We start from the raw sequence: 21,448 nt of genomic DNA, 5'->3' as shown, positions 1-21,448 counted from the left end.
GCTCACCAATGGAACCTCAACGGGGCAGGCTCAGCCGCAGGCGCCGCGGCAGGCGGCGTTACAGCTCCACTTGCCGAAACGGGCGCGGGCGCGGCAACCGGCGCAGGCACCGAGGCGGGATCAACCTCCTGCAAATGCGCCAGCGCCAACTGGGCACGCAGCTGCTCGGCGCTGGCGGTAACCCGGTACAACGCCTTGTTGCCGCTGACCGACTGCAAGCGGCCACCCAGCGCATCCAGCACGCGGCCGAGTTCGGCATAGTGCTCCAGGGTCATGCCTTCGATTTCTACTGCCAGTTCACCACTGGCACCGGGCTTCACGATGTAGCGCGGCGCCAACTTCTGGGCGACCGCCAGCATCACCGCATCGGCCAGGCTGGCCTGGTCATTGGCCTGCACGGTGCCTTGCTCCTTCTGGCTGCCAAGCCACAAGCGCCATTTGGCTTGCCATTTATCACCGTCGGCGCTGGCGTGAACCGCGAGCAGGGCATCGGCGCCGTAGCGTTGGGATACACCCTGCAACGGGGCCGGATCGGTGCCTTCGAGGTTTTTCGCCGTGGCGGCCAGCTGTTTTTCCAGGTCTGCCAGCGGCAGCTTGATCGGCAGCCCGCGGTGTTTCGCGGCCTGGCGCAACGGCGCTGCGCTGGGCTGGGCGTCGCCGGCCAGCGTCGCACCGGCCGCGGTTTCGTTCAGCCACCAGGCCAGAATGGATGGCCGGTTCGCGCCCCAGGTGGCCAACCCTGCCTGGCGCAGCGCCTTGTCGGTGCTCACCGGGTCGAAGTCCACTTGCAAGGCCTGGGGCGGGCCGGCCTGGTAGCCGAACTGGCTGATGATTTGTTGCGGGTCTTTGCGAACTGACGCCAGGCCTGCTCCCGCGAACGCCTTGGGATCCCCCGTAAGCCGCAGCACCAGGGTTTCCAGCGCGCGCTGGGTCGCCTGGTCGCGCTCTTCAGGCGCCTGGCTGCTGACCGGCTCGCTCACCTGATAAAGGTTGGTCACGGTTTCGCCCCAGGCCGCCGGCTGGGCGAGGCTGAGCAGTGAAGCGAGCAAAAGGGGGCGCAGGCGCATGTGCAGGTTTCCAAAAGGCAGGGGTACTGAAGTGAATGGGACACACTTTCCCGTAAAACATTCGCCCTGCCAACTGCCGGCGCCGTCAAATCCGCCAGGCATGGCCACCCAACCCGTGTACCCATGTCTGCCAGCCCCCGTTCTGGCCTGAAGTGACCAACCCTGATAAAATCGCGCGCCTTCGCAGACCCTTGTGGTCGTTTCCTGTATCGCCCCTCTTCAAAGGCCTGGATCATGAGCAAGCAACCCTCCCTGAGCTACAAGGACGCCGGTGTAGACATCGACGCCGGTGAAGCGCTGGTCGAACGCATCAAGGGCGTGGCCAAACGCACCGCGCGGCCGGAAGTGATGGGCGGCCTGGGGGGCTTCGGCGCGCTGTGCGAGATCCCGGCCGGCTACAAGCAGCCTGTGCTGGTGTCAGGTACCGACGGCGTGGGCACCAAGCTGCGCCTGGCCTTGAACCTGAACAAGCACGACAGCATCGGCATCGACCTGGTGGCCATGTGCGTGAACGACCTGGTGGTGTGCGGCGCCGAGCCGCTGTTCTTCCTTGATTACTACGCTACCGGCAAGCTCAACGTCGATGTGGCTGCCACGGTGGTTACCGGTATCGGCGAAGGCTGCGAACAGGCCGGCTGCTCGTTGGTCGGCGGCGAAACCGCTGAAATGCCAGGCATGTACGAAGGCGAAGACTACGACCTCGCCGGCTTCTGCGTAGGCGTGGTAGAGAAAGCCGAGATCATTGACGGTTCTCGTGTGGCAGCTGGCGACGCACTGATCGCCCTGCCCTCCTCGGGCCCGCACTCCAATGGCTACTCGCTGATCCGCAAGATCGTGGAAGTGTCGGGTGCCGACATCGCCACCGAACAGCTGGGCGGCAAACCGCTATCCGACCTGCTCATGGCCCCTACCCGCATCTACGTCAAGCCGCTGCTCAAGCTGATCGCCGACACCGGCGCAGTGAAGGCCATGGCCCACATCACCGGTGGCGGCCTGCTGGACAACATCCCGCGCGTATTGCCGGCCGGCGCCCAGGCCGTGATCGATGTTGCCAGCTGGCAGCGCCCGGCGGTGTTCGACTGGCTGCAGCAGCAGGGCAACGTGGACGAAACCGAGATGCACCGCGTACTGAACTGCGGCGTGGGCATGGTGATCTGCGTGGCTCAGGAAGATGTAGGCCGGGCCCTGGACGTGCTCAAGGCTGAAGGTGAGCAGCCTTGGGTGATCGGTGAAATCACTGCCGCCGCCGAAGGCGCAGCGCAGGTCGAGCTGAAAAACCTCAAGGCCCACTGATGCCCCTGCCTTGCAACCTGGTGGTCTTGCTGTCGGGTTCCGGCAGCAACCTCCAGGCGATGATCGACGCCTTCTCGCACCGCGACAGCCCTGTATGCATTCGCGCGGTGATTTCCAACCGCGCCGACGCCTTCGGGCTGGAGCGCGCGCGGGCTGCGGGCATCGAAACGCGGGTTCTGGACCACGCAGGCTATGACGGGCGCGAAGCGTTCGACCAGGCGCTCATGGCGCTTATCGACGGCTTCGAGCCCACGCTGGTAGCGCTGGCCGGCTTCATGCGTATCCTCACCCCCGGCTTCGTTCGCCACTACCACGGCCGGTTGCTCAACATCCACCCTTCGCTGCTGCCACGCCACAAGGGCTTGCATACCCACAAGCGCGCCCTGGAAGCCGGCGACACCGAACACGGCTGCAGCGTACACTTCGTTACCGAGGAACTCGATGGAGGGCCTCTGGTCGTACAGGCTGCCGTTGCGGTACAGGCCGACGACACGCCCGAAACACTTGCCGGGCGAGTGCATGCTCAAGAACACCAGATATACCCGCTGGCGGTACGCTGGTTCGCCGAAGGCCGGCTGTGCCTTGGCAGCCACGGCGTGTCGTTCGACGGCCAGCCCCTGGCTGCCAGCGGCCATTTGATCCGCCCATAGGAGACCGTATGCGTCGTGCCCTGCTGTTCGCCCTTGCCCTGTTCACGCTGCCTGGCGTACAGGCCGCGGACCTCAAGCCCTTTTCCGCCAGCTATACCGCAGACTGGAAACAACTGCCCATGAGCGGCACCGCCGAGCGCAGCCTCACGGCCAACCCGGACGGTACCTGGACCCTCGAGTTCAAGGCGTCGATGATGATCGCCAGCCTGACTGAAACCAGCGTGTTGCGCATGGACAAAGACACCCTCATGCCGCAAGCGTACAACTTCGAGCGCGGCGGCCTGGGCAAGGCCAAGCGGGTCGACCTGGACTTCGACTGGTCCGCCAAGAAAGTCACCGGCACCGATCGCGGCGACCCGATCACCTTGCCGCTGAACCGTGGCGTGCTGGACAAATCCAGCTACCAGCTAGCGTTGCAACACGACGTGGCCGCTGGCAAGAAGAGCATGAGCTACCAAGTAGTGGATGGCGACGAAATCGACACCTACGACTTCCGCGTATTGGGCGAAGAGAAAGTCGCAACCAAGGCCGGGAGCATCGATGCCATCAAGGTGGAACGCGTGCGCGACCCCACACAAAGCAAGCGCGTGACTGTGCTGTGGTTCGCCAAGGCGTGGGATTACTTGCTGGTGCAGCTGCAACAGACCGAAACCGATGGCAAGGAATACACCATCATGCTTCAGGACGGCACTGTTGGCGGCAAACCGGTAAAAGGCAACTGACCTCCCCGCTTCATGGTGGCCGAGCCCTGTTCGGCCACTTCCGCCCCCGCCTCAGGCCTTCTTAAACTATTCTTCACGCGCCTTCACAAAGTGCGACAATCCGCCGCAGCCCGCGCCGCCCGTGGGTTTGAGCGATTCCTGCCGATTCATGCAACACACCGTTGCGCTCGCCCCCGGTTCCATTAGCTGGCTATCAATCCTATAACGGAAGCACGTACTTGTTACGGCAACCCAGAGGAGTGTCAGCATGACCGTGAAAGTAACCGAACGTGACGATGCCCACATGTCCCATGAAGGCCTGGCGGCCGGGGTTCGCATCTGGGACGTTTACCAGCAGGGCCTGCTGGTGGGCATGTTCCACAACGAGCATGAGGCTGTGGCTTACCAGCAGGAACTCGAAGCCAACGAAGCGAAGCGGGCGGAGCTGCTGGGTGCGCCTTCTCTGCAGGCGTCCTGACCACATTCCTTTTCGAGAAAACGCACTACTGAGGCCGGTCTACGCATAACCTGAATAGCTCCGTGCCGCTGAAGGTGTGCGGCAAGGATGAGGATATGCTTAAGCCGGCGTAGCAGTGTCTTCAAATTTTGGGCCAGTGGGCTTTATAGTAAGGCCCACACCCAAGGCATTGATCAATTTCCATATGGTTTCATACCGTGGCTTCGCATCGGGCCTTAGTGCCTTATAGAGGCTTTCACGATTCAATCCCGCTTCTCGTGCAAGGTTATTGATACCCCGCACCTTTGCGACTTCCGCCAGCGCTCTGAGAAAGTCCTGTGGATCGTCTGATTCGAGGCTGGACGCGAGATAGGCACTTATTGTCTCGGTACTATCCAGGTAGCGCGAAGCTTCATAGCGTGTTGTCCGGCTGGTGTCCAACTTCAGGACCGGCATGTCCTCGGGGCGAAAGCTGCTCACTCTGCTCATATCACTTCCTCTCAACGCATCCAGAATAGCCTTGGCTTGTTTGATACTCCGTCTTTGGTCGCTTTTATCGCTTCCATACAGCATCAAAAAGCGGTAGGCCCCGTGCGAACGAAATACATTCGGTAGCCGGGTCCGAGGAAAACCCGCATTTCCGAAACCCCGTCTCCAACGGGTTCGCAGTCTCCGAAATTTCCCCGTTCAGCTTTGTCCAATCGAGACAGGATCGAGGATTTACCTTGGTGATTTCTAATAGAACCAAGCCAGCCATCGAATTCGCGCGTAGTGTCGATCGTGTAGGTCATCGTCAATGATTGTAGCCGGTCGGCTACTTTGTGTCGACGAACGGGCCAGCCTTTTGCAGAAACAAAAATCCCGTGCCAGGCACGGGATTCTTCTCACCACATCAGATCATCAGGAATCTTGTACGCCGCGTACGGATCGTCGCCTTCCACTTCTTCGGTTGGCGTATTGAGTAGCACGATACGGCGAGGTTCGCGTTCCTGGACCTTGAGCGCCGCTTCGCGCGGGATCACTTCGTAGCCGCCACCATGATGGACGATCGCCAGGCTGCCGTTGGACAGCTTGCTGCGCATCAGGCTATTCACCGACAGGCGCTTGACCTTCTTGTCGTCCACGAAGTTGTAGTAATCCTCGGTGGTCAGCTTGGGCAAGCGGGTGGCTTCGATCAGCTGCTTCACCTGAGCGGACCGCGCCTTGGCCTCAGCCTTCTGCTGCTGCTGGCGGTTCAGTTCCTGGTCCTTGCGCTGCTTCTCCGCAGCGGCTTTCAAAGCGATGCGCTTCTGCGTGTCGTCCGCCTCGGCCTGGCCTTTTTTCACCAGCCGCTGCTGCTTTTGCTGGTCCTTGTTGACCTGCTTCACTTGTTTCTGGTTGACCAGGCCTGCTTTGAGCAGCTGGTCACGAAGGGAAAGGCTCATGGTTTCACTCACTCTTACTCAGCCACAGCCAAGCGGTTTCTTTTCCTGACGTTTAGCTTCGCCCCAGAGTGCGTCCAACGCCTCCAGGTCGCAATCTTCGATGAGTTGGCCCCGGGCGCGCAACTCTCCTTCGATAAAACGAAAACGGCGCTCGAATTTGGCATTGGCGGCGCGCAAGGCTTGGTCGGGGTCAAGCTTGAGCTTGCGTGCCAGGTTCGCCACGCTGAACAGCACATCGCCCAGCTCCTCGGCCAACGCCGCCTCGTCTTCGCCGGCCATCGCTTCGAGCAGTTCGTCCAGCTCCTCGCGCACCTTGTCCAGCACCGGCAAGGCCGCGGGCCAGTCGAAGCCCACCGAGCCCGCGCGTTTCTGCAACTTCACAGCCCGCGCGAGGGCAGGCAAGCCCGCCGGCACGTCATCGAGCAGGGACAATTGCTCGGGCGCGGATGATTTTTCGGCGCGCTCTTCGGCCTTGATGGCTTCCCAGCGTTGCTTGATCTGCGCTTCACTGAGGCGGGGGGCATCCGCGGGGCCGTACAGGTCCCCGGTGGGAAACACGTGCGGGTGACGGCGGACCAGCTTGCGGGTGATGCCGTCGACCACGTCGGCGAATACGAACCGCCCCTCCTCCTGGGCGAGCTGGGCGTAATACACCACCTGGAACAGCAGGTCGCCCAGTTCACCCGGCAGGTGCTCGTAATCCTCCCGCTCGATGGCATCGGCCACCTCGTAGGCCTCCTCCAGCGTATACGGCACGATGCTCGCGTAGTTCTGCTTGAGGTCCCACGGGCAGCCGGCGTGAGGATCGCGCAGGCGTGCCATCAAATAGAGGAGGTCGTCGAGGCTGTAAGGCTTGGCGGGCTGATTCATGGGGTACGGTTACGCCGTGCTTCGATAATGTTGGGCAGCTGGGAGATACGGCCCAGCAACCGCCCGAGCGCATCCAGGCCGGGGATTTCGATGGTCAGGGACATCAGTGCGGTGTTGTCCTCCTTGTTGGAACGGGTATTGACCGCCAGCACGTTGATGCGCTCGTTGAGCAATACCTGCGAGACATCACGCAGCAAGCCAGAGCGGTCGTAGGCACGAATCACGATATCCACCGGATAGGTGAGCACCGGCACCGGCCCCCAGCTGACTTGAATGATCCGCTCGGGCTCTTTGGCGCCGAGCTGCAACACCGAAGCGCAGTCCTGACGGTGAATGCTCACGCCGCGGCCCTGGGTGATGTAGCCCACGATGGCATCGCCCGGCAGCGGCTGGCAGCAGCCGGCCATCTGGGTGAGCAGGTTGCCCACGCCCTGGATCTGGATATCCCCGCGTTTGCCTGGTTTGGTGCCCGTGGGCTTGCGGGTAATGAAATCGAAGGCTTCAGCGTGGCTGCGGTCCGGCTCGGCCAGTTGCTGGGCAGCATTGACCAGCGGGGCCAGGCGCAGGTCGCCCGCGCCCAGCGAGGCGAACATGTCCTCGGCGGTTTTCACGTTGGCTTTTTCAGCCAGCCGCTCGAAGTCTACCTGGGGCAGGCCGAGGCGGCTCAGCTCGCGCTCGAGCAGGGTACGGCCCGCGGCAACGTTCTGATCCCGTGCCTGCAACTTGAACCAGTGAACGATCTTGGCGCGCGCCCGGGAGGTGGTGACATAGCCCAGGTTGGAGTTGAGCCAGTCCCGGCTGGGATTGCCCTGTTTGCTGGTGATGATCTCGACCTGCTCGCCGGTTTGCAGGCTGTAGTTCAGCGGCACGATACGGCCGTTGATCTTGGCGCCGCGGCAGTTATGGCCGATCTCGGTATGCACGCGATAAGCGAAGTCCAGCGGCGTGGCGCCTTTGGGCAAGTCGATCGCATGGCCGTCCGGTGTGAAGACATACACCCGGTCCGGTTCGATGTCCACGCGCAGCTGCTCGGCCAGGCCGCCGATATCGCCGAGCTCCTCGTGCCACTCCAGCACCTGACGCAGCCAGGAAATCTTTTCTTCGTAGTGGTTGGAGCTGGGCTTGACGTCCGTGCCCTTGTAGCGCCAGTGGGCGCATACCCCCAGTTCCGCTTCCTCGTGCATGGCGTGGGTGCGGATCTGTACTTCCAGCACCTTGCCTTCCGGCCCGATCACCGCCGTGTGCAGTGAGCGATAGCCGTTTTCCTTGGGGTTGGCGATGTAGTCGTCGAACTCCTTGGGAATGTGGCGCCACAGTGTGTGCACGATACCCAGGGCGGTGTAGCAGTCGCGTACTTCAGGCACCAATACCCGCACGGCGCGCACGTCGTAGATCTGGCTGAACTGCAGGCCCTTGCGCTGCATCTTCCGCCAGATGGAGTAGATATGCTTGGCCCGGCCACTGATATCGGCCTTGATGCCGGTGTCCGTGAGCTCATGATGGAGCTGGCTCATCACATCGGAAATGAAGCGTTCCCGGTCGAGCCGGCGCTCATGTAACAGTTTGGCGATCTGCTTGTACTGGTCTGGCTCCAGGTACCGGAAGGAAATGTCTTCCAGCTCCCATTTGATATGGCCGATGCCCAGGCGATGCGCCAGCGGTGCATAGATGTCGAACACTTCACGGGCAACCCGCTGGCGCTTTTCCTCGGCCGCGTTCTTGACCGCCCGGATGGCGCAGGTACGTTCGGCCAGCTTGATCAGCGCCACGCGCACGTCGTCGACCATGGCCACCAGCATCTTGCGCAGGTTATCGACCTGCACTTGCGTACCGAGCACCAGGGACTGCCGCGGGCTGAGGCTGGCGCTGATCGCCGCCATGCGCAGCACGCCGTCTATGAGCTTGGCCACCACCGGGCCGAAACGCTGGGCCACGTCCGACAGTGCGACCTTGCCCTCACGCACCGCGCGATAGATGACCGCGGCAACGAGCGAATCCTGATCGAGCTTGAGATCGGCGAGAATTTCGGCGATTTCCAGCCCCGCCTGGAAACTGGACGTACCATCGGCCCAGGAATCCTTGGCGGTATTTTCGGGTACGTCCAGATCGCGGGCGAACTGGCAGGCCTTCTTGAGCGCCTCCCGGTCAAGCGCCAGGTCGACGCTGACGATATGATCGAGCCACGCATCAAGGTTGATGCTGCCGTCGTTGTTGACCGGCTGTTGCGCTCTCACCTGTACCATCTTGCTTACCTTCCCTATGGCGCGCAGGGTTGCACGCCAATGTACGCTGGCTTCGACCTCCGCGGCCTGCGAAGGTCACCAGTCACATAGCCAGGCCGTCCTGGCCTTTTTCAAATAACGCCATCGCCTCGACATGGGACGTTTGCGGGAACATGTCGAGAACGCCAGCACGTTTTAAAGCATACCCTTGCCTGCGCAACTCTACGGTGTCGCGCGCCAGGGTGGCGGGATTGCACGATACATAGACGATGCGATCCGGACCCAGCGACGATATGTGGCGAACTGTTTCAAACGCCCCGTCGCGTGGCGGATCCAATAATACCCCAGAGAACCCCTGGTCTGCCCAACCGGCCGCCTCTAAAGGCTGGGACAAGTCGGCCTGGTAAAAGGTCGCGGTATCCAGGCCGTTTCGCTCGGCGTTGACCGAAGCGCGCTCGACCATCCCGGCAACGCCCTCTACGCCGACCACTTGCGCGCCCATACGCGCAATGGGCAAGGCGAAATTACCCAAGCCACAGAACAGGTCGAGTATCCGCTCTCCAGGTCGGGGCGCAAGCCAGGCCAGCGCTTGCTCGATCATGGCCTGGTTCACCGCCTCGTTAACCTGCACAAAGTCCCCTGGCCGATAGGCCAGTTCCAGCTGCCACGGCGCCAGGGTATAGCCCAGCACGGCGCCCGGCTGGTCAGGCGCAGGCGCCTCGGCACCTTGCCACCACAGCTGAGCGCCCTGAGTAGCGCAAAAGGCGCGCAGCGCCGCTTGATCCGCGTCGCTAAGCGCAGCGGTGTGGCGAACGAGCACAGCGGGGGCAGTACCGTGGAACAATTCAACGTGGCCAATGGCTTGCGGGGCTTTCAGTGAGCGGAGTATCCCCGGTAACTCATTGAAAATACGCTGCAAGGGTTGTACCAACACCATGCAGTGGTCGATTGAAACGATCTGCTGGCTCGCGGCGGCACGAAACCCTACATCGAGTACCTGGCGCTTCGGGTCCCAGCGAACCGCAACCCGCGCACGACGGCGATAACCGAACTCCGGGCTTACCAAAGGCGGCGCCCAGGCCTGTGGTTCCACGCTGGCCACCTTGAGCAGTTGCTCGGCCAGCTGCCGTTGTTTCAAGGCCAGTTGGTCGGTGTGGCTGATGTGCTGCACCGTGCAGCCGCCGCAACGGTCCACATAAGGGCACGGCGCAGCGCGACGCATGGCCGAAGGCTGGTGTACTCGCTCGGTGCGTGCCTCTACCACCTTGCCGTGGGCGGACAGCACCCGAGCATCCACGTCTTCGCCGGCCAGTGCCCCGGCCACGAACCAGGTCCGCCCTTCGTTGAACGCAATACCACGACCATCGGCTGCCAGCCGTTCGATGCTCAGCCGCTGCTTCTTGCCTGCTGGAACGCCCGGCGCGCGCTGGCCACCGCTGGGCTGAAAGCGCAGCCCGCCTTGCTTGCGTGCCATCAGTTCGGCGCGTCGAACAGGCCGCTGGACAGGTAGCGGTCGCCGCGGTCGCATACGATAGCGACGATGACGGCATGCTCCACTTCCTGGCTCAGGCGCAACATGCCCGCCACCGCGCCACCTGAAGAAACGCCGCAGAAGATGCCCTCTTCACGCGCCAGGCGGCGGGTGATGTTCTCGGCCTCGGCCTGGGCCATATCGATGATCCGGTCTACCCGGTCGGCCTGGTAGATTTTCGGCAGGTACTCTTCCGGCCAGCGGCGAATCCCGGGGATCGCCGAGCCTTCCATAGGCTGAAGGCCGATGATCTGAACGGCGGGGTTCTGTTCCTTCAGGTAACGCGAAGTGCCCATGATGGTACCGGTGGTACCCATGGAGCTAACAAAATGGGTAATACCGCCGCCGGTCTGCTGCCACAGCTCCGGGCCGGTGCTCTGATAATGCGCCTCCGGGTTGTCGCCGTTGGCGAACTGGTCCAGCACCTTGCCGCGGCCTTCGGCCTGCATGCGTTCGGCAAGGTCGCGGGCGCCTTCCATGCCTTCTTCCCGCGTGACGAGGATCAGCTCGGCACCATAAGCGGTCATCGCAGCCTTGCGTTCGGCGGTGGAGTTGTCGGGCATGATCAGGATCATGCGATAGCCTTTGATTGCCGCTGCCATCGCCAAGGCAATACCGGTATTGCCCGAGGTGGCCTCGATCAACGTGTCGCCGGGCGTGATCTGCCCGCGCAGCTCAGCCCGGGTGATCATTGACAGTGCCGGGCGGTCTTTTACCGAGCCGGCCGGGTTATTGCCCTCGAGTTTGAGCAACAAGGTATTGGTGGTAGCCCCGCCCAGGCGCTGCAGGCGAACCAGCGGGGTATTGCCGACGCAATCGGCGATAGTGGGGTAATGCACGGTCATGGGCTTTTTCGCAATCCGAACGGCGGGGGGCGCTATGATACGCGCATTCGCCGCCAGGCCATATCACGCAAAGGCAGCTCCATATACCCAGCGGTTATAAGGCGCCAGTTGTGCTCATTCGCTGGCTGGCCCTGCTCCTACCCAGCGTTCCCCAAACTTCGCATTACCTCCAGATGCCCTGCCCGGGCGGTTTCGGCCAGCACCGCCCGCAGGCGCAACCGTTGCCCGGGCGAGGCTTGCGCCAGACGAGCACAGGCCAGCGGGGTGAGCGCACCCAGGCGTGGATAGCCGCCGATCGTCTGGCGGTCATTGCCCAGCACGATGGGTTGCCCGTCCGGCGGCACCTGAACCCCTCCCAAGGGGATGCCCTCGGACACCAGCCCGGCGCCTTTGTACATTAGCGCCGGCCCCAGCAAACGCACGCCCATGCGGTCGGCGCGGCTATCCACAGTCCATTCGGCATTGAAGGCATCGAACAGGCTTTGCCCGGAAAAATCCGCAACCTGGGCGCCCAACACGAGGTCCAGCGGTTGCCGCAGGCTCAGGTCGGGAATGCGCGCCACGGCGATTTCCCGGCCCGGCCCCGCCGGCGCGGCGCAACTCAGTACGTCACCCGTGGCCAAGGCAGCGCCATTACCGTGCAGGCCACCCAGGCCGTCCCGGGCGACCGTCGCAACGCTACCGGACGCCTGCGCCCCAACGAACCCACCCGGCGCCGCCAGGTAGGCACGCACGCCTTCGGCCGGGGCATTGAACACCAGCCGTTGCCCGCGGCGCAGGTTAAAACTGCGCCACGGTAGCAGGGCCGCGCCGTCGACCGTGGCTTGAAGGTCTGCACCGGCCAGGGCCAGGTGGCAATCGCCTTGCGCATAGAGCTCGAAGCCACCCAGGGTGATTTCGATCACTGCCGCACCTGGCACGTTGCCCAACAGCGAGTTGGCCCAGCCCATGGACACCCAGTCTGCGGCACCGCCCTGAGTAATGCCCAAATGGCGCACGCCGAACCGCCCGGCGTCTTGCAACTGGCACAACGGGTGGCTTTTTTCGATACGCAGTTGGCTCACGGTCATTCCCCCAACGGCGTGGTATCGCCGCCCAGTGCCACGAAGCGCTCGCGGCTGATGGCTTCGAAACGAACGCTGTCGCCTGGCTTGAACAGGCTTTCGCCGGCGTCAAACAGCACCACGGGCGTGCGCCCCAGAATATTCCAGCCGCCGGGCGACGCACTGGGGTAGATCGCCGTTTGCCGCTCGCCAATCCCCACACTGCCGGTCGCGATGCGTTGGCGAGGCGTGGTCAACCGTGGCGCCGCGAGGGCCGGCTCCACCAGCCCCATAAACGCAAACCCTGGGGTGAAGCCCAGCGCAAATACCCGGTACGCCTTGGCGCAATGCCGCTGGATAACCTCCTCCACCGCCAGGCCACTGATGCTGGCGAGGCGACTAAGGTCCGGCCCCACCGAGAGGTCGTACCACACGGGTACCCTATGCTCCTGGCCGTTGCCCGCCGAAGCCGGCTTGAGACCGTCGCAGGCATTGGCTATCCGGCGCCGCGCTTCTTCGGGGGCGAGTGCGGCGATATCGTAATGCACCATCACGGTGGTGTAGGACGGCACGAGGTCGATCAGCGCCGACCCGAAGCTGGCCCGAAGGCGCTCGCCCAGCGCCAGCAACCAACCCACATTTGATTCGTCGATGTGGTCGAACAGCCGCACCATCAGGGCATCCAGCGCAACCGTTTCAATGGTTCCGGCCTGGCCTTCGCCGAACACGAAGCGTGCGCCGCTCATGCCTGCGCGGCCTGCAGCGCCTCGCGAATGCGCCGCACTGCCGCCACGGACGCCGGGTTGTCGCCGTGCACACACAAGGTGTCGCTGCGCAGCCGCAGGGCGCTGCCGTCCCGGGCGGTCAAGGCATCACCACGTGCCAGGGCAAGGGCCTGGGCAACCACTGCGTCGGCGCTTTCATGCACCGCGCCTGGCAGCCGTCGTGACACCAGCTGGCCATTCCCTTCATAGGCGCGGTCGGCGAAGCTCTCGAACCACAGCGGCACGCCGTGTTCATCGGCCAAAGCTTGTTCGGCGCTGTTGTCCCGCGTGGCCAACAGCACCAAGGGCACCTTGTAGGCCGCCACGGCGGTGAGCACCGAAGCCAGTATCGAGGGGTTGGCCATCATGTCGTTGTAGAGCGCGCCATGGGGCTTCACATATTCGACGCGGGTACCCTCAACCGCGCAGAACGCCTGCAGCGCGCCGATCTGGTAATGCAGCAGGCTTTCGATCTCTTCGCCGGAGCACGCCAGGGAACGCCGACCGAAACCGACCAGGTCCGGGTAGGCCGGGTGCGCGCCGATGCGCACGCCGTGGCGCGCTGCCAGGGCCACAGTACGGCGCATGGTCAGCGGGTCGCCGGCGTGGTAACCGCAGGCAATGTTGGCGCAGTCGATCAGGGGCATTACCTCGGCGTCGAGGCCCATGCTCCAGGCGCCGTAGCTTTCACCGATATCGCAGTTGAGGACAATCATCAGAGGCGCTCCGGCCGAAGGGATACCGCCCCACGGTAGAAGCCTGCGTTTGCCTGGGTCAACTCAGAAAAAACACCGGGGGGCGATAAGAAAACCTTAAGCGGCAGGTTCGCTGGTTTCGGCAATCAGCGCCTGGGCCATGGCTACAACGCTTTCGGACAGCGCCATGCCGGGCCCGGTCCGCCAGGAGGCCACGATATCCATGGGCGGGGGCGGCTCGATACCTTCGATAAGTTTGAGGCTGCCGGCGCGCAATTCTGCTTCTACCAACGGCAAGGGCATCAGGCCAATGCCGAAGCCGTCGCGGATCAACCGAATGATGGCCGATGCCGAGTTTACGCAGTTCACCCGCGCGTTGATCAGGTCGGCGCCATGCAGCAAGTTGAGGAGGTCTTGATGCGGGCGCGAATTGCGCGAAAACGTTACGATGCGCTCGCTGGCCAGGGCGCGAAGGTCATCGTAAGGTCGATCTTGCGGCGCGCCTTGCGCGACTACCCAATGCATGGGATAGCGGTCGAGCAAAGCGTTGCGTACGGTGTCCAGGCGCACCATGTCGGTTTGCAGAATGATGTCCTGGTAGCCTTTTTCAAGTTGGTCGCACAGGTTGCGGGCAGTGTCGGCAGTGATTTCCACTTCCACGCCCGGCCAGGCTGCACTGATACGGCTCACCAAGGGGCTGAGCCAGGTATGGATCACTGTGTCCATCGCGCCGATGCGCAAATGCCCCCTGGCCAGGCCGGGGTCCTTCAACGCGGCCTTGAGCGCGTGCAGGGTGTCCACCATGCGCTCGGCATAGTCGAGTACGCGCTGGCCTTCCGGCGTGAGCGTGACGCCGCGGGGGTCCCTCACGAACAGGCGGCTGTCGAGCTCGTCTTCCAGCGCAGCGATGCGGCTGGAAATGGACGCCTGGGTGGTGCACAGCTTCTCGGCGGTCAGCCGGAAGCTTTTCAGGCGGGCCACCCAGACAAAGGTTTCCAGAAATCGAATGTTCATGTGAGCGCCGCCCTCCCTCTGTCGGCCAGTATTCCCGCAAGGCCCCGGGATGGGCGATCAAGAAAAAGCTATCAGGGGGCACGGGATTTTCTCGCTGGACGCCAGCGCGCTTGCCTCCCAACAATTCCGACATAACAACAGGGGGCTCCCCGCCCTTGCAACAATAAAAACCTTTGCTTCTGCCGATAGCGACCTACGCGTCACACAGGGCACCTACCATGAACGAATCGCTTAACCTCTGGCCGCTCGCGGGCGTCGCGGTCATCGTCCTCGGCTTCATCCTGCGTTTCAACCCGATGCTGGTGGTGGCGATCGCCGCCGTGGTCACCGGGCTGGCTGCGCACTTTCCCGTGGAAACGATCCTTGCGAGCATCGGCACCGGGTTCATCAAAACCCGTACCCTGCCCCTGATCATTCTATTGCCGCTGGCGGTGATCGGCCTGCTGGAGCGCCACGGGCTTCGCCGCCATGCTCAGCATTGGATCGGCCGCTTCGGGCGCGCTACCGCCGGGCGACTGCTGATCGGTTACCTGTTCATTCGGGAAACCACCGCCGCGCTGGGGCTTACCAGCCTGGGCGGGCATCCGCAGATGGTAAGGCCGCTACTTGCGCCCATGGCCGAGGGTGCGGCCGTAAGCCGCCACGGGCCGCTACCCGCGCAGGTACGGCAACGCCTGCTGGCCTTCTGCGCGGCCACGGACAACATCGGGCTGTTCTTTGGCGAAGACATCTTCGTCGCCTTCGGCGCCATTGCGCTGATGCACACCTTCCTGCTGGGCGCCGGTATCGATGTAGACCCGTTGCACATCGCGGTGTGGGGCATTCCCACGGCTATCAGCGTATTCCTGATCCACGGTCTACGACTGTATCGCCTGGACCACTACCTGGCGCGGCACGCTGAAACTCCGCAAACAGAGGGAGCACCAGCATGATCCTGTCCATTCAATACCTGTACTGGCTGGCCGGGATCGTATTGGCGATCACCTGCGCGATGACCCTGACCGACCGTGAGCACCCCCGGCGCTGGCGCAGCGGGCTGTTCTGGGGGTTGTTCGCCGTCGCGTTCCTGGTGGGCGAGCGCCTGCCGCCGGTGTGGGTAGGCATCGGGGTGCTGGCCATGGCCGTCCTTGCAGGCTGCGGCGGCGTGGCAGTGGGCAGCTATCGCCCTCTCGCCGAGAAAGCCCAGCAGGCCGTGGCGACGCGCCTGGGCAACCGGTTGTTTATTCCAGCGCTGGCCATTCCGCTGCTCACCGTAGCCGTGGCGCTGGGCTTGAAGGGTGTGAAAATCGGCGACAGCTTTGTGCTGGACCCGTCCAACTCCACCTTTGTGGCGCTGGGCGTTGCCAGCCTGATCGCCCTGGCGCTGGCTTGTTGGCTCACCCGTGACACGCCCGTGCAAGCGATGCGCGAATCCCGCCGCTTGACCGAGGCCCTGGGCTGGGCGCTGGTGCTCCCGCAAATGCTCGCCATGCTGGGTTTGATGTTCACTGACGCCGGCGTCGGCAAGGCGGTGGCGTACTTGGCCAGCACGTACATCGACATGGATTATCGGCTGGTGGCGGTGATGGTGTATGTGCTGGGGATGGCCGTGTTCACCATGGTGATGGGCAATGGCTTCGCGGCGTTTCCGGTGATGACCGGCGGTGTAGGCGTGCCGATCCTGATGGGTGTGTACCACGGCAACCCGGCGGTAATCGCCGCGATAGGCATGTTCTCCGGTTACTGCGGCACGCTGATGACGCCCATGGCGGCCAATTACAACCTGGTGCCCGCTGCCCTGCTTGAACTCCCTGATCGCTACGCCGTGATCAAGGCCCAGGTGCCTACGGCGCTGGCGATGCTGGTGGTCAATACGTTGCTGCTGTATGCGCTGATGTAGCCGCCGGCTCACTCGCCGGCAGGCGCAACTCCACCCGTAGGCCACCCTGGGCGTTACGGGCCACCAGGGTGCCGCCCTGCCGTTCGATGGCATGCCGGGCAATGCTCAAGCCGAGGCCAAAGCCACCGTCGCCCGGGCGGGCACCGTCAAGCCGCGTGAAGGGGTCGAACATGCGCGAGAGGTCTGCCTCGGGCACCCCGCCACCGTGGTCCTGCAGGCTCAAGCGCCAATGATCACCCTCGCGCTCGGCGCTGAAGCTCACCCGCGCCCCAGGGGGCGAATGGCGGATGGCATTGCGCAAGACGTTCTCCACCGCCTGCGCCAGGCTATTCAAATGGCCACGCACCCAACAGGTCTCGGGGATGGCGCAATGCAGGCGCTGCGGAAGCCAACCGGTTTCGAAGGCGGCATCTTCGGCCAGCACATCCCACAGCGCGGTTATCTGGATGGGCTGTACCTTCGGCTGGCTGCGCTCGGCATCCAGCCACGCCAGCTGCAAGGCGTCCTCCACCAGCCGCTGCATGTTGTCCACTTCGCGGGCCAGCCGCTCGCGCAGGCGGTCGTTGTCGGGCTCCGCCTCGCAGGCAACGCGCAAGCGGCTGAGCGGCGTGCGCAGTTCATGGGACAGGTCGTGCAGCAGCCGCTGCTGCATGGTCACGGTTCTGTGCAGCCGCTCGCCCATGTCATCGAAGGCCCTGGCCAGTTCACCCAGTTCGTCCTTGCGGCTCAGGGCGCCGGGATCCAGGCGAGTATCGAGGCGGTCCGCCCGCCACTGCTGGGCCTGGCGCCGAAGCTGTTCAAGCGGCGCCACCAGCATGCGGTACAAGCCGACACACAGCAGGAGGGTGAACAGCGCGGGCACAACCCCGTTCGTAAGCAGGTGCCAAAACAACCCATAGCGGCCCGGCATGAACCGCTGGGGCAGCTCGATGACCAGCATCCCACCCTCCGCATGCTGGGGGAACGGTACCCGCAGCCAGGGCGCAGTAGTGCTGCGGCGGCTCACGGGCCAGTCGATGCCGCGCAGTGAGGTAAGCCGCTGCCGCTGAGCAACGCTCAGCGCGCTCTGACCCAGCGGGGCGAAATCCGGGCCGATGGCGGTGACGAATACGCCTTCCTGCGCCGCAATGCTGCGCAGCACGTTATCCAGGCCCGCCGGGCCTTGAGCGTCGAGCGCCCGTTCCGCTGCGCGGGCGTAGTCGCTCAAGCTGGCGCGGGCTTGGGGCGATAGAAACGCCGTGCGCGCTTCCATGTAGCGCCCCCACGACCAGCTCAGCCAGATCATCAACAGGCAGAAGCCGATCAACAGCGCGGCAAGCTTCCAGAACAGCGAGTGGCGACCTGGCATCAAGCGGTGACCGCCGTGGCGAACATATAGCCCTTGCCCCAGACCGTACGCAGTTCGTGGCCCAGGTAACTCAAGCCCTTGAGCTTGCGGCGGATCTGGCTCACGTGCATGTCCAGGCTGCGGTCGTGGCGCGAGTAGCCGCGCTGCAATACATGCTGATAGAGGAACGCCTTGCTCAGCACATCGTCAACGTGCCGATGCAAGGTGCCAAGCAAGCGGTATTCGCACGGCGTAAGCCCGGCGGGGCGGTCCAGGTAGCGTACGTCCTGGGCGACATCGTCGAAGCGCAGCTCCACGGGCACGGCGGTGGGCGCAGGCACCCCGCGCTCCAGTTCAACGCGGCGCAGGATAGCCTCCACCCGCACCTGTAGTTCATCCAGGCTGAATGGCTTGGGCAGGTAATCGTCGGCGCCCCCGCGAAAACCATCGATGCGGTCCTGTTCCTCGCCCAGCGCCGACATCAGCAACACCGGGGTGCGAGAACGCTGGCGCAAACGAGCCAGTACCTCCAGCCCGTTCATGCCCGGCAACAGCACATCGAGCAGCACCAGGTCGAAGGGTTCACGCAGGGCCAGCGCAAGACCTTCTCTGCCATCCTGGCACCAGGTGACGCTAAGCCCTGCCGCCCCTAACCGATCCCGCACGAACGCGCCGAGCGTGGGGTCGTCCTCGACAGCCAATAACCGGGTTGCTTCCGCACTCATAAGATCCATTAACGCCTGCGAAATATTCTCAGTGGCGATTATTCTGCAATAACGCAGCGGCGGCAACTTCCAATCCCCCAGCGGTACGTGATGCAAAGGTGCATGGCGGCCGCGGTAAAGGTATGGTTCGCCAGACATGAGGGGTGGCCCCCGGCAACCGAGGTGCGGGTGTGTTAAGAAAACTGGGAATAAAAGGGCGGGTGATCCTGCTCACGATGCTGCCAGGAAGCTTGTTGGCGTTGCTGCTGGGTGGGTATTTCACCTGGGTGCAACAGACCGAATTACAAGCGCAACTGCTGGGCCGCGGCGAGCTGTTGGCCGGGCAGCTCGCGCCACTGGTAGCCCCTGCCCTGGCCGCGCGCGATACCGAGCAGCTCGAGCGGGTGGCGGCGCAGGCCCTTGAGCAGGCCGACGTGCGCAGCGTGACCTTCCTCGACGCCGAGCGCGGCCTGCTGGCCCATGCCGGTCCCAGCATGCTCAACCCTATCCCTGGCGGAACCGGAACGAAACTTGCCCAACGCAGCGGCAGCGATGCCACCCGCTACCTGCAACCGGTGTTCGGCCGCGACCGTGACCTCGCCGGCGCGCAGGTGCCCGGCGAGGCGGACCGCCTGCTGGGCTGGGTGGAGATAGAACTGTCCCACACCAACACGCTGCTGCGTGGCTATCGCATGATGTTCGCCAGCCTGGTGCTGATTGCCGCCGGGCTGGTGGTCATCCTGCTGCTGGCGCTGCACTTGGGCCGGGGTATCAGCGCGCCGCTGGGGCATATCAAACTGGCCGTGGCGCGAATAAAGGAAGGCCGCCTGGACTACCGCCTGCCCACCCTGGGCAACCATGAGCTGGACGAGCTGGCCGCGGGCATCAACCGCATGGCGCAGTCGCTCGAAGAAGCCCATGACGAGCTTCAGCACAGCATCGACCAGGCCACCGAGGACGTGCGCCAGAACCTGGAAACCATCGAGATCCAGAACATCGAACTGGACCTGGCGCGCAAGGAGGCGCTGGAGGCCAGCCGGATCAAGTCCGAGTTCCTGGCCAACATGAGCCATGAGATCCGCACGCCGCTCAATGGCATCCTCGGGTTTACCCACCTGTTACAGAAGAGCGAGCTCACGCCCCGCCAACTGGATTACCTCAACACCATCGAAAAATCCGCCGATAACCTACTGGCGATCATCAACGAGATCCTCGATTTCTCGAAGATCGAAGCCGGCAAGCTAGTGCTCGACAGCATCCCCTTCAACCTGCGGGATCTGCTGCAGGACACGCTCACCATCCTCGCCCCGGCGGCTCATGCCAAGCAGCTGGAACTGATCAGCCTGGTGTACCGCGATACACCGGTGTCGCTGGTGGGTGACCCTTTGCGGCTCAAGCAGATCCTCACCAACTTGGTGAGCAATGCCATCAAGTTCACCCGGGAAGGGACGATCGTCGCCCGGGCGATGCTGGAAGAGGACGGCGAAGATGAAAGCACCGCGCAGCTGCGTATCAGCGTGCAGGACACCGGTATCGGCCTGTCGAACGATGACGTGCGGGCCCTGTTCCAGGCATTCAGCCAGGCGGATAACTCCTTGTCCCGCCAGCCAGGCGGCACTGGCCTGGGGCTGGTGATTTCCAAGCGGCTGGTAGAACAGATGGGCGGCGAGATCGGCGTGGACAGCACGCCGGGCGAAGGCAGCACTTTCTGGATCAGCCTCACCCTGCCCCGCGCCCGTGAAGATGCCGAAGACCTGCCCGCCCCGCCCCTGACGGGCCGCCGGGTGGCCGTGCTGGAACATCACGACCTGGCGCGCCAGGCCTTGGAACACCAGCTGCAGGACTTGGGCCTGACCGTGGTGGCGTTCAGTGCGCTGGAGCGCCTTGCCGAAGCGGTGAGCGCCGCGCGCCTTGCCGGGCAGCCCATCGAGCTGGCCGTGCTGGGTGTCACCAGCCAGCAACAGCCGCCAGAGCGTCTGCGCCCACGCCTGCGCGAGCTGCAACAGCAAGGCTGCCACGCCCTGGTGCTGTGCCCCACCACCGAACAGGCGATGTACCACCCCGTTGTGCCCAACCCGCATAGCCAGCTGCAGGCCAAGCCAGCGTGCAACCGCACCCTGCGCCGGGTATTGAGCGAACTGGTGAGCCCGCACCGGCCAGCGCCCGTGCTCGACGACGCGCCGGCGGACCGCCCGCCGCGCATCCTTTGCGTTGACGACAACCCAGCCAACCTGCTGCTGGTGCAAACCCTGCTCGAGGACATGGGCGCGTTGGTGCAGGCCGTGGACAGCGGCCAGGCAGCGTTGGAAGCCGTACAACAGCGGTCCCTGGACCTGGTGCTGATGGACGTGCAAATGCCCGGCATGGACGGCCGCGAAACCACCGAACGCATCCGCCTGTGGGAAACCGGCCGCCCAGGCTCGCCATTGCCCATCGTGGCACTGACCGCCCACGCCATGGCCAACGAAAAGCGCGCGCTGCTGCATAGCGGCATGGACGATTACCTCACCAAGCCCATCAGTGAGCGCCAGCTGGCACAGGTGGTGCTCAAGTGGACCGGCCTGGCCCTTCGCGGCCAGCCGGCCGAACGGCTGAGCGAATGGGCCAGCGCCGAGGGCGAGCAGCAGATACTCGACCACGAAGAAGGCCTGCGCCTGGCCGCCGGCAAGGAAGACCTGGCCGTGGATATGCTTGCCATGCTGCTGGCCGGGCTGGATGAAGACCGCCGGGCGATCCAGGCCGCTCGAGACGCCCATGATCAGCACGCACTGCTCGAACGCATCCACCGCCTGCACGGCGCCACCCGCTACTGCGGCGTGCCCCAGCTGCGCGCGGCATGCCAGCGGAGCGAAACGTTGTTGAAACAGGAAGACCCTAGCGCCAGCGTCGCTCTCGATGACCTCGACCAAGCCATCGTGCGGCTGGCCGAGCATGCGCGGATCAGTGCATAAACAGCGACCAG

Annotated in this window: 20 protein-coding genes and 1 pseudogene; 7 read left to right on the top strand and 14 right to left on the bottom strand. The window is 63.9% G+C overall.

What is annotated here, in order from left to right; all coding sequences use genetic code 11:
• Nucleotides 1-2 precede the first annotated feature (2 nt).
• Nucleotides 3-1,067, bottom strand: coding sequence for a DUF2066 domain-containing protein (locus tag LG385_RS05600; RefSeq protein WP_225773075.1), 1,065 nt, complete (start codon nucleotides 1,065-1,067; stop codon nucleotides 3-5).
• A gap of 234 nt (nucleotides 1,068-1,301) precedes the next feature.
• Between LG385_RS05600 and purM the strand changes: the two genes are divergently transcribed.
• The 4 genes from purM to LG385_RS05580 all read left to right on the top strand — a co-directional run bounded on the left by purM (nucleotide 1,302) and on the right by LG385_RS05580 (nucleotide 4,189).
• Nucleotides 1,302-2,360, top strand: coding sequence for a phosphoribosylformylglycinamidine cyclo-ligase (purM, locus tag LG385_RS05595; RefSeq protein WP_225773072.1), 1,059 nt, complete (start codon nucleotides 1,302-1,304; stop codon nucleotides 2,358-2,360).
• The gene (gene purN / locus LG385_RS05590) at nucleotides 2,360-3,010 is read left to right on the top strand and encodes a phosphoribosylglycinamide formyltransferase (protein ID WP_225773070.1); all 651 of its coding nucleotides are present in this window, start codon (nucleotides 2,360-2,362) and stop codon (nucleotides 3,008-3,010) included. Before purM ends, purN begins: the two co-directional genes overlap by 1 nt.
• Nucleotides 3,011-3,018: 8 nt before the next feature.
• Entirely contained in the window at nucleotides 3,019-3,732 is a 714-nt protein-coding gene (locus tag LG385_RS05585; RefSeq protein ID WP_225773068.1) for a DUF3108 domain-containing protein, read from the top strand.
• A gap of 247 nt (nucleotides 3,733-3,979) precedes the next feature.
• Nucleotides 3,980-4,189: a hypothetical protein gene (locus LG385_RS05580; RefSeq protein WP_225773066.1), complete on the top strand. Its 210-nt coding sequence runs from the start codon at nucleotides 3,980-3,982 to the stop codon at nucleotides 4,187-4,189.
• Between the two features lie 99 nt (nucleotides 4,190-4,288).
• Here LG385_RS05580 and LG385_RS05575 read toward each other — a convergent pair whose 3' ends face one another.
• The 11 genes and pseudogenes from LG385_RS05575 to LG385_RS05525 form a co-directional block, all read right to left on the bottom strand.
• On the bottom strand, nucleotides 4,289-4,624 hold the full coding sequence (locus LG385_RS05575) for an addiction module antidote protein (protein ID WP_225776178.1): 336 nt from the start codon (nucleotides 4,622-4,624) through the stop codon (nucleotides 4,289-4,291).
• A gap of 39 nt (nucleotides 4,625-4,663) precedes the next feature.
• Nucleotides 4,664-4,959: pseudogene (locus LG385_RS05570) on the bottom strand (type II toxin-antitoxin system RelE/ParE family toxin); the annotation flags it as partial.
• A 93-nt stretch (nucleotides 4,960-5,052) separates the two neighbouring features.
• Nucleotides 5,053-5,592 (bottom strand): DUF2058 domain-containing protein, encoded by a 540-nt coding sequence (locus LG385_RS05565; RefSeq protein WP_225773064.1) that lies wholly within the window; start codon nucleotides 5,590-5,592, stop codon nucleotides 5,053-5,055.
• A gap of 18 nt (nucleotides 5,593-5,610) precedes the next feature.
• Nucleotides 5,611-6,462 carry a nucleoside triphosphate pyrophosphohydrolase gene (gene mazG / locus LG385_RS05560; protein WP_225773062.1) on the bottom strand — a complete coding sequence of 284 codons (852 nt, stop codon included), beginning with the start codon at nucleotides 6,460-6,462 and terminating at the stop codon, nucleotides 5,611-5,613.
• Nucleotides 6,459-8,705: a GTP diphosphokinase gene (gene relA, locus LG385_RS05555; RefSeq protein ID WP_181112652.1), complete on the bottom strand. Its 2,247-nt coding sequence runs from the start codon at nucleotides 8,703-8,705 to the stop codon at nucleotides 6,459-6,461. The genes mazG and relA overlap by 4 nt, the downstream gene beginning before the upstream one ends.
• 82 nt (nucleotides 8,706-8,787) lie before the next feature.
• On the bottom strand, nucleotides 8,788-10,158 hold the full coding sequence (gene rlmD / locus LG385_RS05550; RefSeq protein WP_225773060.1) for a 23S rRNA (uracil(1939)-C(5))-methyltransferase RlmD: 1,371 nt from the start codon (nucleotides 10,156-10,158) through the stop codon (nucleotides 8,788-8,790).
• On the bottom strand, nucleotides 10,158-11,060 hold the full coding sequence (gene cysM, locus LG385_RS05545; protein WP_225773059.1) for a cysteine synthase CysM: 903 nt from the start codon (nucleotides 11,058-11,060) through the stop codon (nucleotides 10,158-10,160). Before cysM ends, rlmD begins: the two co-directional genes overlap by 1 nt.
• 137 nt (nucleotides 11,061-11,197) lie before the next feature.
• Nucleotides 11,198-12,124: a biotin-dependent carboxyltransferase family protein gene (locus tag LG385_RS05540; protein ID WP_225773056.1), complete on the bottom strand. Its 927-nt coding sequence runs from the start codon at nucleotides 12,122-12,124 to the stop codon at nucleotides 11,198-11,200.
• 2 nt (nucleotides 12,125-12,126) lie between these two features.
• Nucleotides 12,127-12,849, bottom strand: coding sequence for a 5-oxoprolinase subunit B family protein (locus tag LG385_RS05535; RefSeq protein ID WP_225773054.1), 723 nt, complete (start codon nucleotides 12,847-12,849; stop codon nucleotides 12,127-12,129).
• The gene (locus LG385_RS05530) at nucleotides 12,846-13,583 is read right to left on the bottom strand and encodes a 5-oxoprolinase subunit PxpA (protein WP_225773052.1); all 738 of its coding nucleotides are present in this window, start codon (nucleotides 13,581-13,583) and stop codon (nucleotides 12,846-12,848) included. Before LG385_RS05530 ends, LG385_RS05535 begins: the two co-directional genes overlap by 4 nt.
• A 96-nt stretch (nucleotides 13,584-13,679) precedes the next feature.
• A complete protein-coding gene (locus tag LG385_RS05525) occupies nucleotides 13,680-14,576 on the bottom strand; it encodes a LysR family transcriptional regulator (protein WP_181120224.1) in 897 nt (298 codons plus the stop codon).
• A 218-nt stretch (nucleotides 14,577-14,794) separates the two neighbouring features.
• Between LG385_RS05525 and LG385_RS05520 the strand changes: the two genes are divergently transcribed.
• Both LG385_RS05520 and LG385_RS05515 read left to right on the top strand, forming a co-directional pair.
• Nucleotides 14,795-15,508, top strand: coding sequence for a DUF969 domain-containing protein (locus tag LG385_RS05520; RefSeq protein ID WP_225773050.1), 714 nt, complete (start codon nucleotides 14,795-14,797; stop codon nucleotides 15,506-15,508).
• Nucleotides 15,505-16,455, top strand: coding sequence for a DUF979 domain-containing protein (locus tag LG385_RS05515; protein ID WP_225773048.1), 951 nt, complete (start codon nucleotides 15,505-15,507; stop codon nucleotides 16,453-16,455). The genes LG385_RS05520 and LG385_RS05515 overlap by 4 nt, the downstream gene beginning before the upstream one ends.
• On the opposite strand, the gene LG385_RS05510 is transcribed toward LG385_RS05515, so the two are convergent.
• Both LG385_RS05510 and LG385_RS05505 read right to left on the bottom strand, forming a co-directional pair.
• A complete protein-coding gene (locus LG385_RS05510; RefSeq protein WP_225773045.1) occupies nucleotides 16,424-17,803 on the bottom strand; it encodes a sensor histidine kinase in 1,380 nt (459 codons plus the stop codon). The two genes, LG385_RS05515 and LG385_RS05510, sit on opposite strands and share 32 nt — an antisense overlap.
• Nucleotides 17,803-18,516, bottom strand: a complete 714-nt coding sequence (locus LG385_RS05505; RefSeq protein ID WP_225773042.1) for a response regulator transcription factor — start codon at nucleotides 18,514-18,516, stop codon at nucleotides 17,803-17,805. Before LG385_RS05505 ends, LG385_RS05510 begins: the two co-directional genes overlap by 1 nt.
• Nucleotides 18,517-18,677: 161 nt before the next feature.
• Between LG385_RS05505 and LG385_RS05500 the strand changes: the two genes are divergently transcribed.
• On the top strand, nucleotides 18,678-21,437 hold the full coding sequence (locus LG385_RS05500) for a response regulator (protein ID WP_225773040.1): 2,760 nt from the start codon (nucleotides 18,678-18,680) through the stop codon (nucleotides 21,435-21,437).
• The last annotated feature ends 11 nt before the right edge of the window (nucleotides 21,438-21,448 follow it).

This window comes from Pseudomonas sp. Marseille-Q5115, from assembly GCF_916618905.1.
Classification (GTDB): domain Bacteria; phylum Pseudomonadota; class Gammaproteobacteria; order Pseudomonadales; family Pseudomonadaceae; genus Aquipseudomonas; species Aquipseudomonas japonica_A.
Note: the sequence above shows the minus strand (reverse complement) of the source record. Positions and strands in the feature narration are given on the sequence as shown.

Coding starts and splice junctions, on each gene's coding strand:
- LG385_RS05600 (WP_225773075.1), bottom strand. CDS start 1,067: ATGCGCCTGCGCCCCCTTTTGCTCGCTTCACTGCTCAGCCTCGCCCAG.
- purM (WP_225773072.1), top strand. CDS start 1,302: ATGAGCAAGCAACCCTCCCTGAGCTACAAGGACGCCGGTGTAGACATC.
- purN (WP_225773070.1), top strand. CDS start 2,360: ATGCCCCTGCCTTGCAACCTGGTGGTCTTGCTGTCGGGTTCCGGCAGC.
- LG385_RS05585 (WP_225773068.1), top strand. CDS start 3,019: ATGCGTCGTGCCCTGCTGTTCGCCCTTGCCCTGTTCACGCTGCCTGGC.
- LG385_RS05580 (WP_225773066.1), top strand. CDS start 3,980: ATGACCGTGAAAGTAACCGAACGTGACGATGCCCACATGTCCCATGAA.
- LG385_RS05575 (WP_225776178.1), bottom strand. CDS start 4,624: ATGCCGGTCCTGAAGTTGGACACCAGCCGGACAACACGCTATGAAGCT.
- LG385_RS05565 (WP_225773064.1), bottom strand. CDS start 5,592: ATGAGCCTTTCCCTTCGTGACCAGCTGCTCAAAGCAGGCCTGGTCAAC.
- mazG (WP_225773062.1), bottom strand. CDS start 6,462: ATGAATCAGCCCGCCAAGCCTTACAGCCTCGACGACCTCCTCTATTTG.
- relA (WP_181112652.1), bottom strand. CDS start 8,705: ATGGTACAGGTGAGAGCGCAACAGCCGGTCAACAACGACGGCAGCATC.
- rlmD (WP_225773060.1), bottom strand. CDS start 10,158: ATGGCACGCAAGCAAGGCGGGCTGCGCTTTCAGCCCAGCGGTGGCCAG.
- cysM (WP_225773059.1), bottom strand. CDS start 11,060: ATGACCGTGCATTACCCCACTATCGCCGATTGCGTCGGCAATACCCCG.
- LG385_RS05535 (WP_225773054.1), bottom strand. CDS start 12,849: ATGAGCGGCGCACGCTTCGTGTTCGGCGAAGGCCAGGCCGGAACCATT.
- LG385_RS05530 (WP_225773052.1), bottom strand. CDS start 13,583: ATGATTGTCCTCAACTGCGATATCGGTGAAAGCTACGGCGCCTGGAGC.
- LG385_RS05525 (WP_181120224.1), bottom strand. CDS start 14,576: ATGAACATTCGATTTCTGGAAACCTTTGTCTGGGTGGCCCGCCTGAAA.
- LG385_RS05520 (WP_225773050.1), top strand. CDS start 14,795: ATGAACGAATCGCTTAACCTCTGGCCGCTCGCGGGCGTCGCGGTCATC.
- LG385_RS05515 (WP_225773048.1), top strand. CDS start 15,505: ATGATCCTGTCCATTCAATACCTGTACTGGCTGGCCGGGATCGTATTG.
- LG385_RS05510 (WP_225773045.1), bottom strand. CDS start 17,803: ATGCCAGGTCGCCACTCGCTGTTCTGGAAGCTTGCCGCGCTGTTGATC.
- LG385_RS05505 (WP_225773042.1), bottom strand. CDS start 18,516: ATGGATCTTATGAGTGCGGAAGCAACCCGGTTATTGGCTGTCGAGGAC.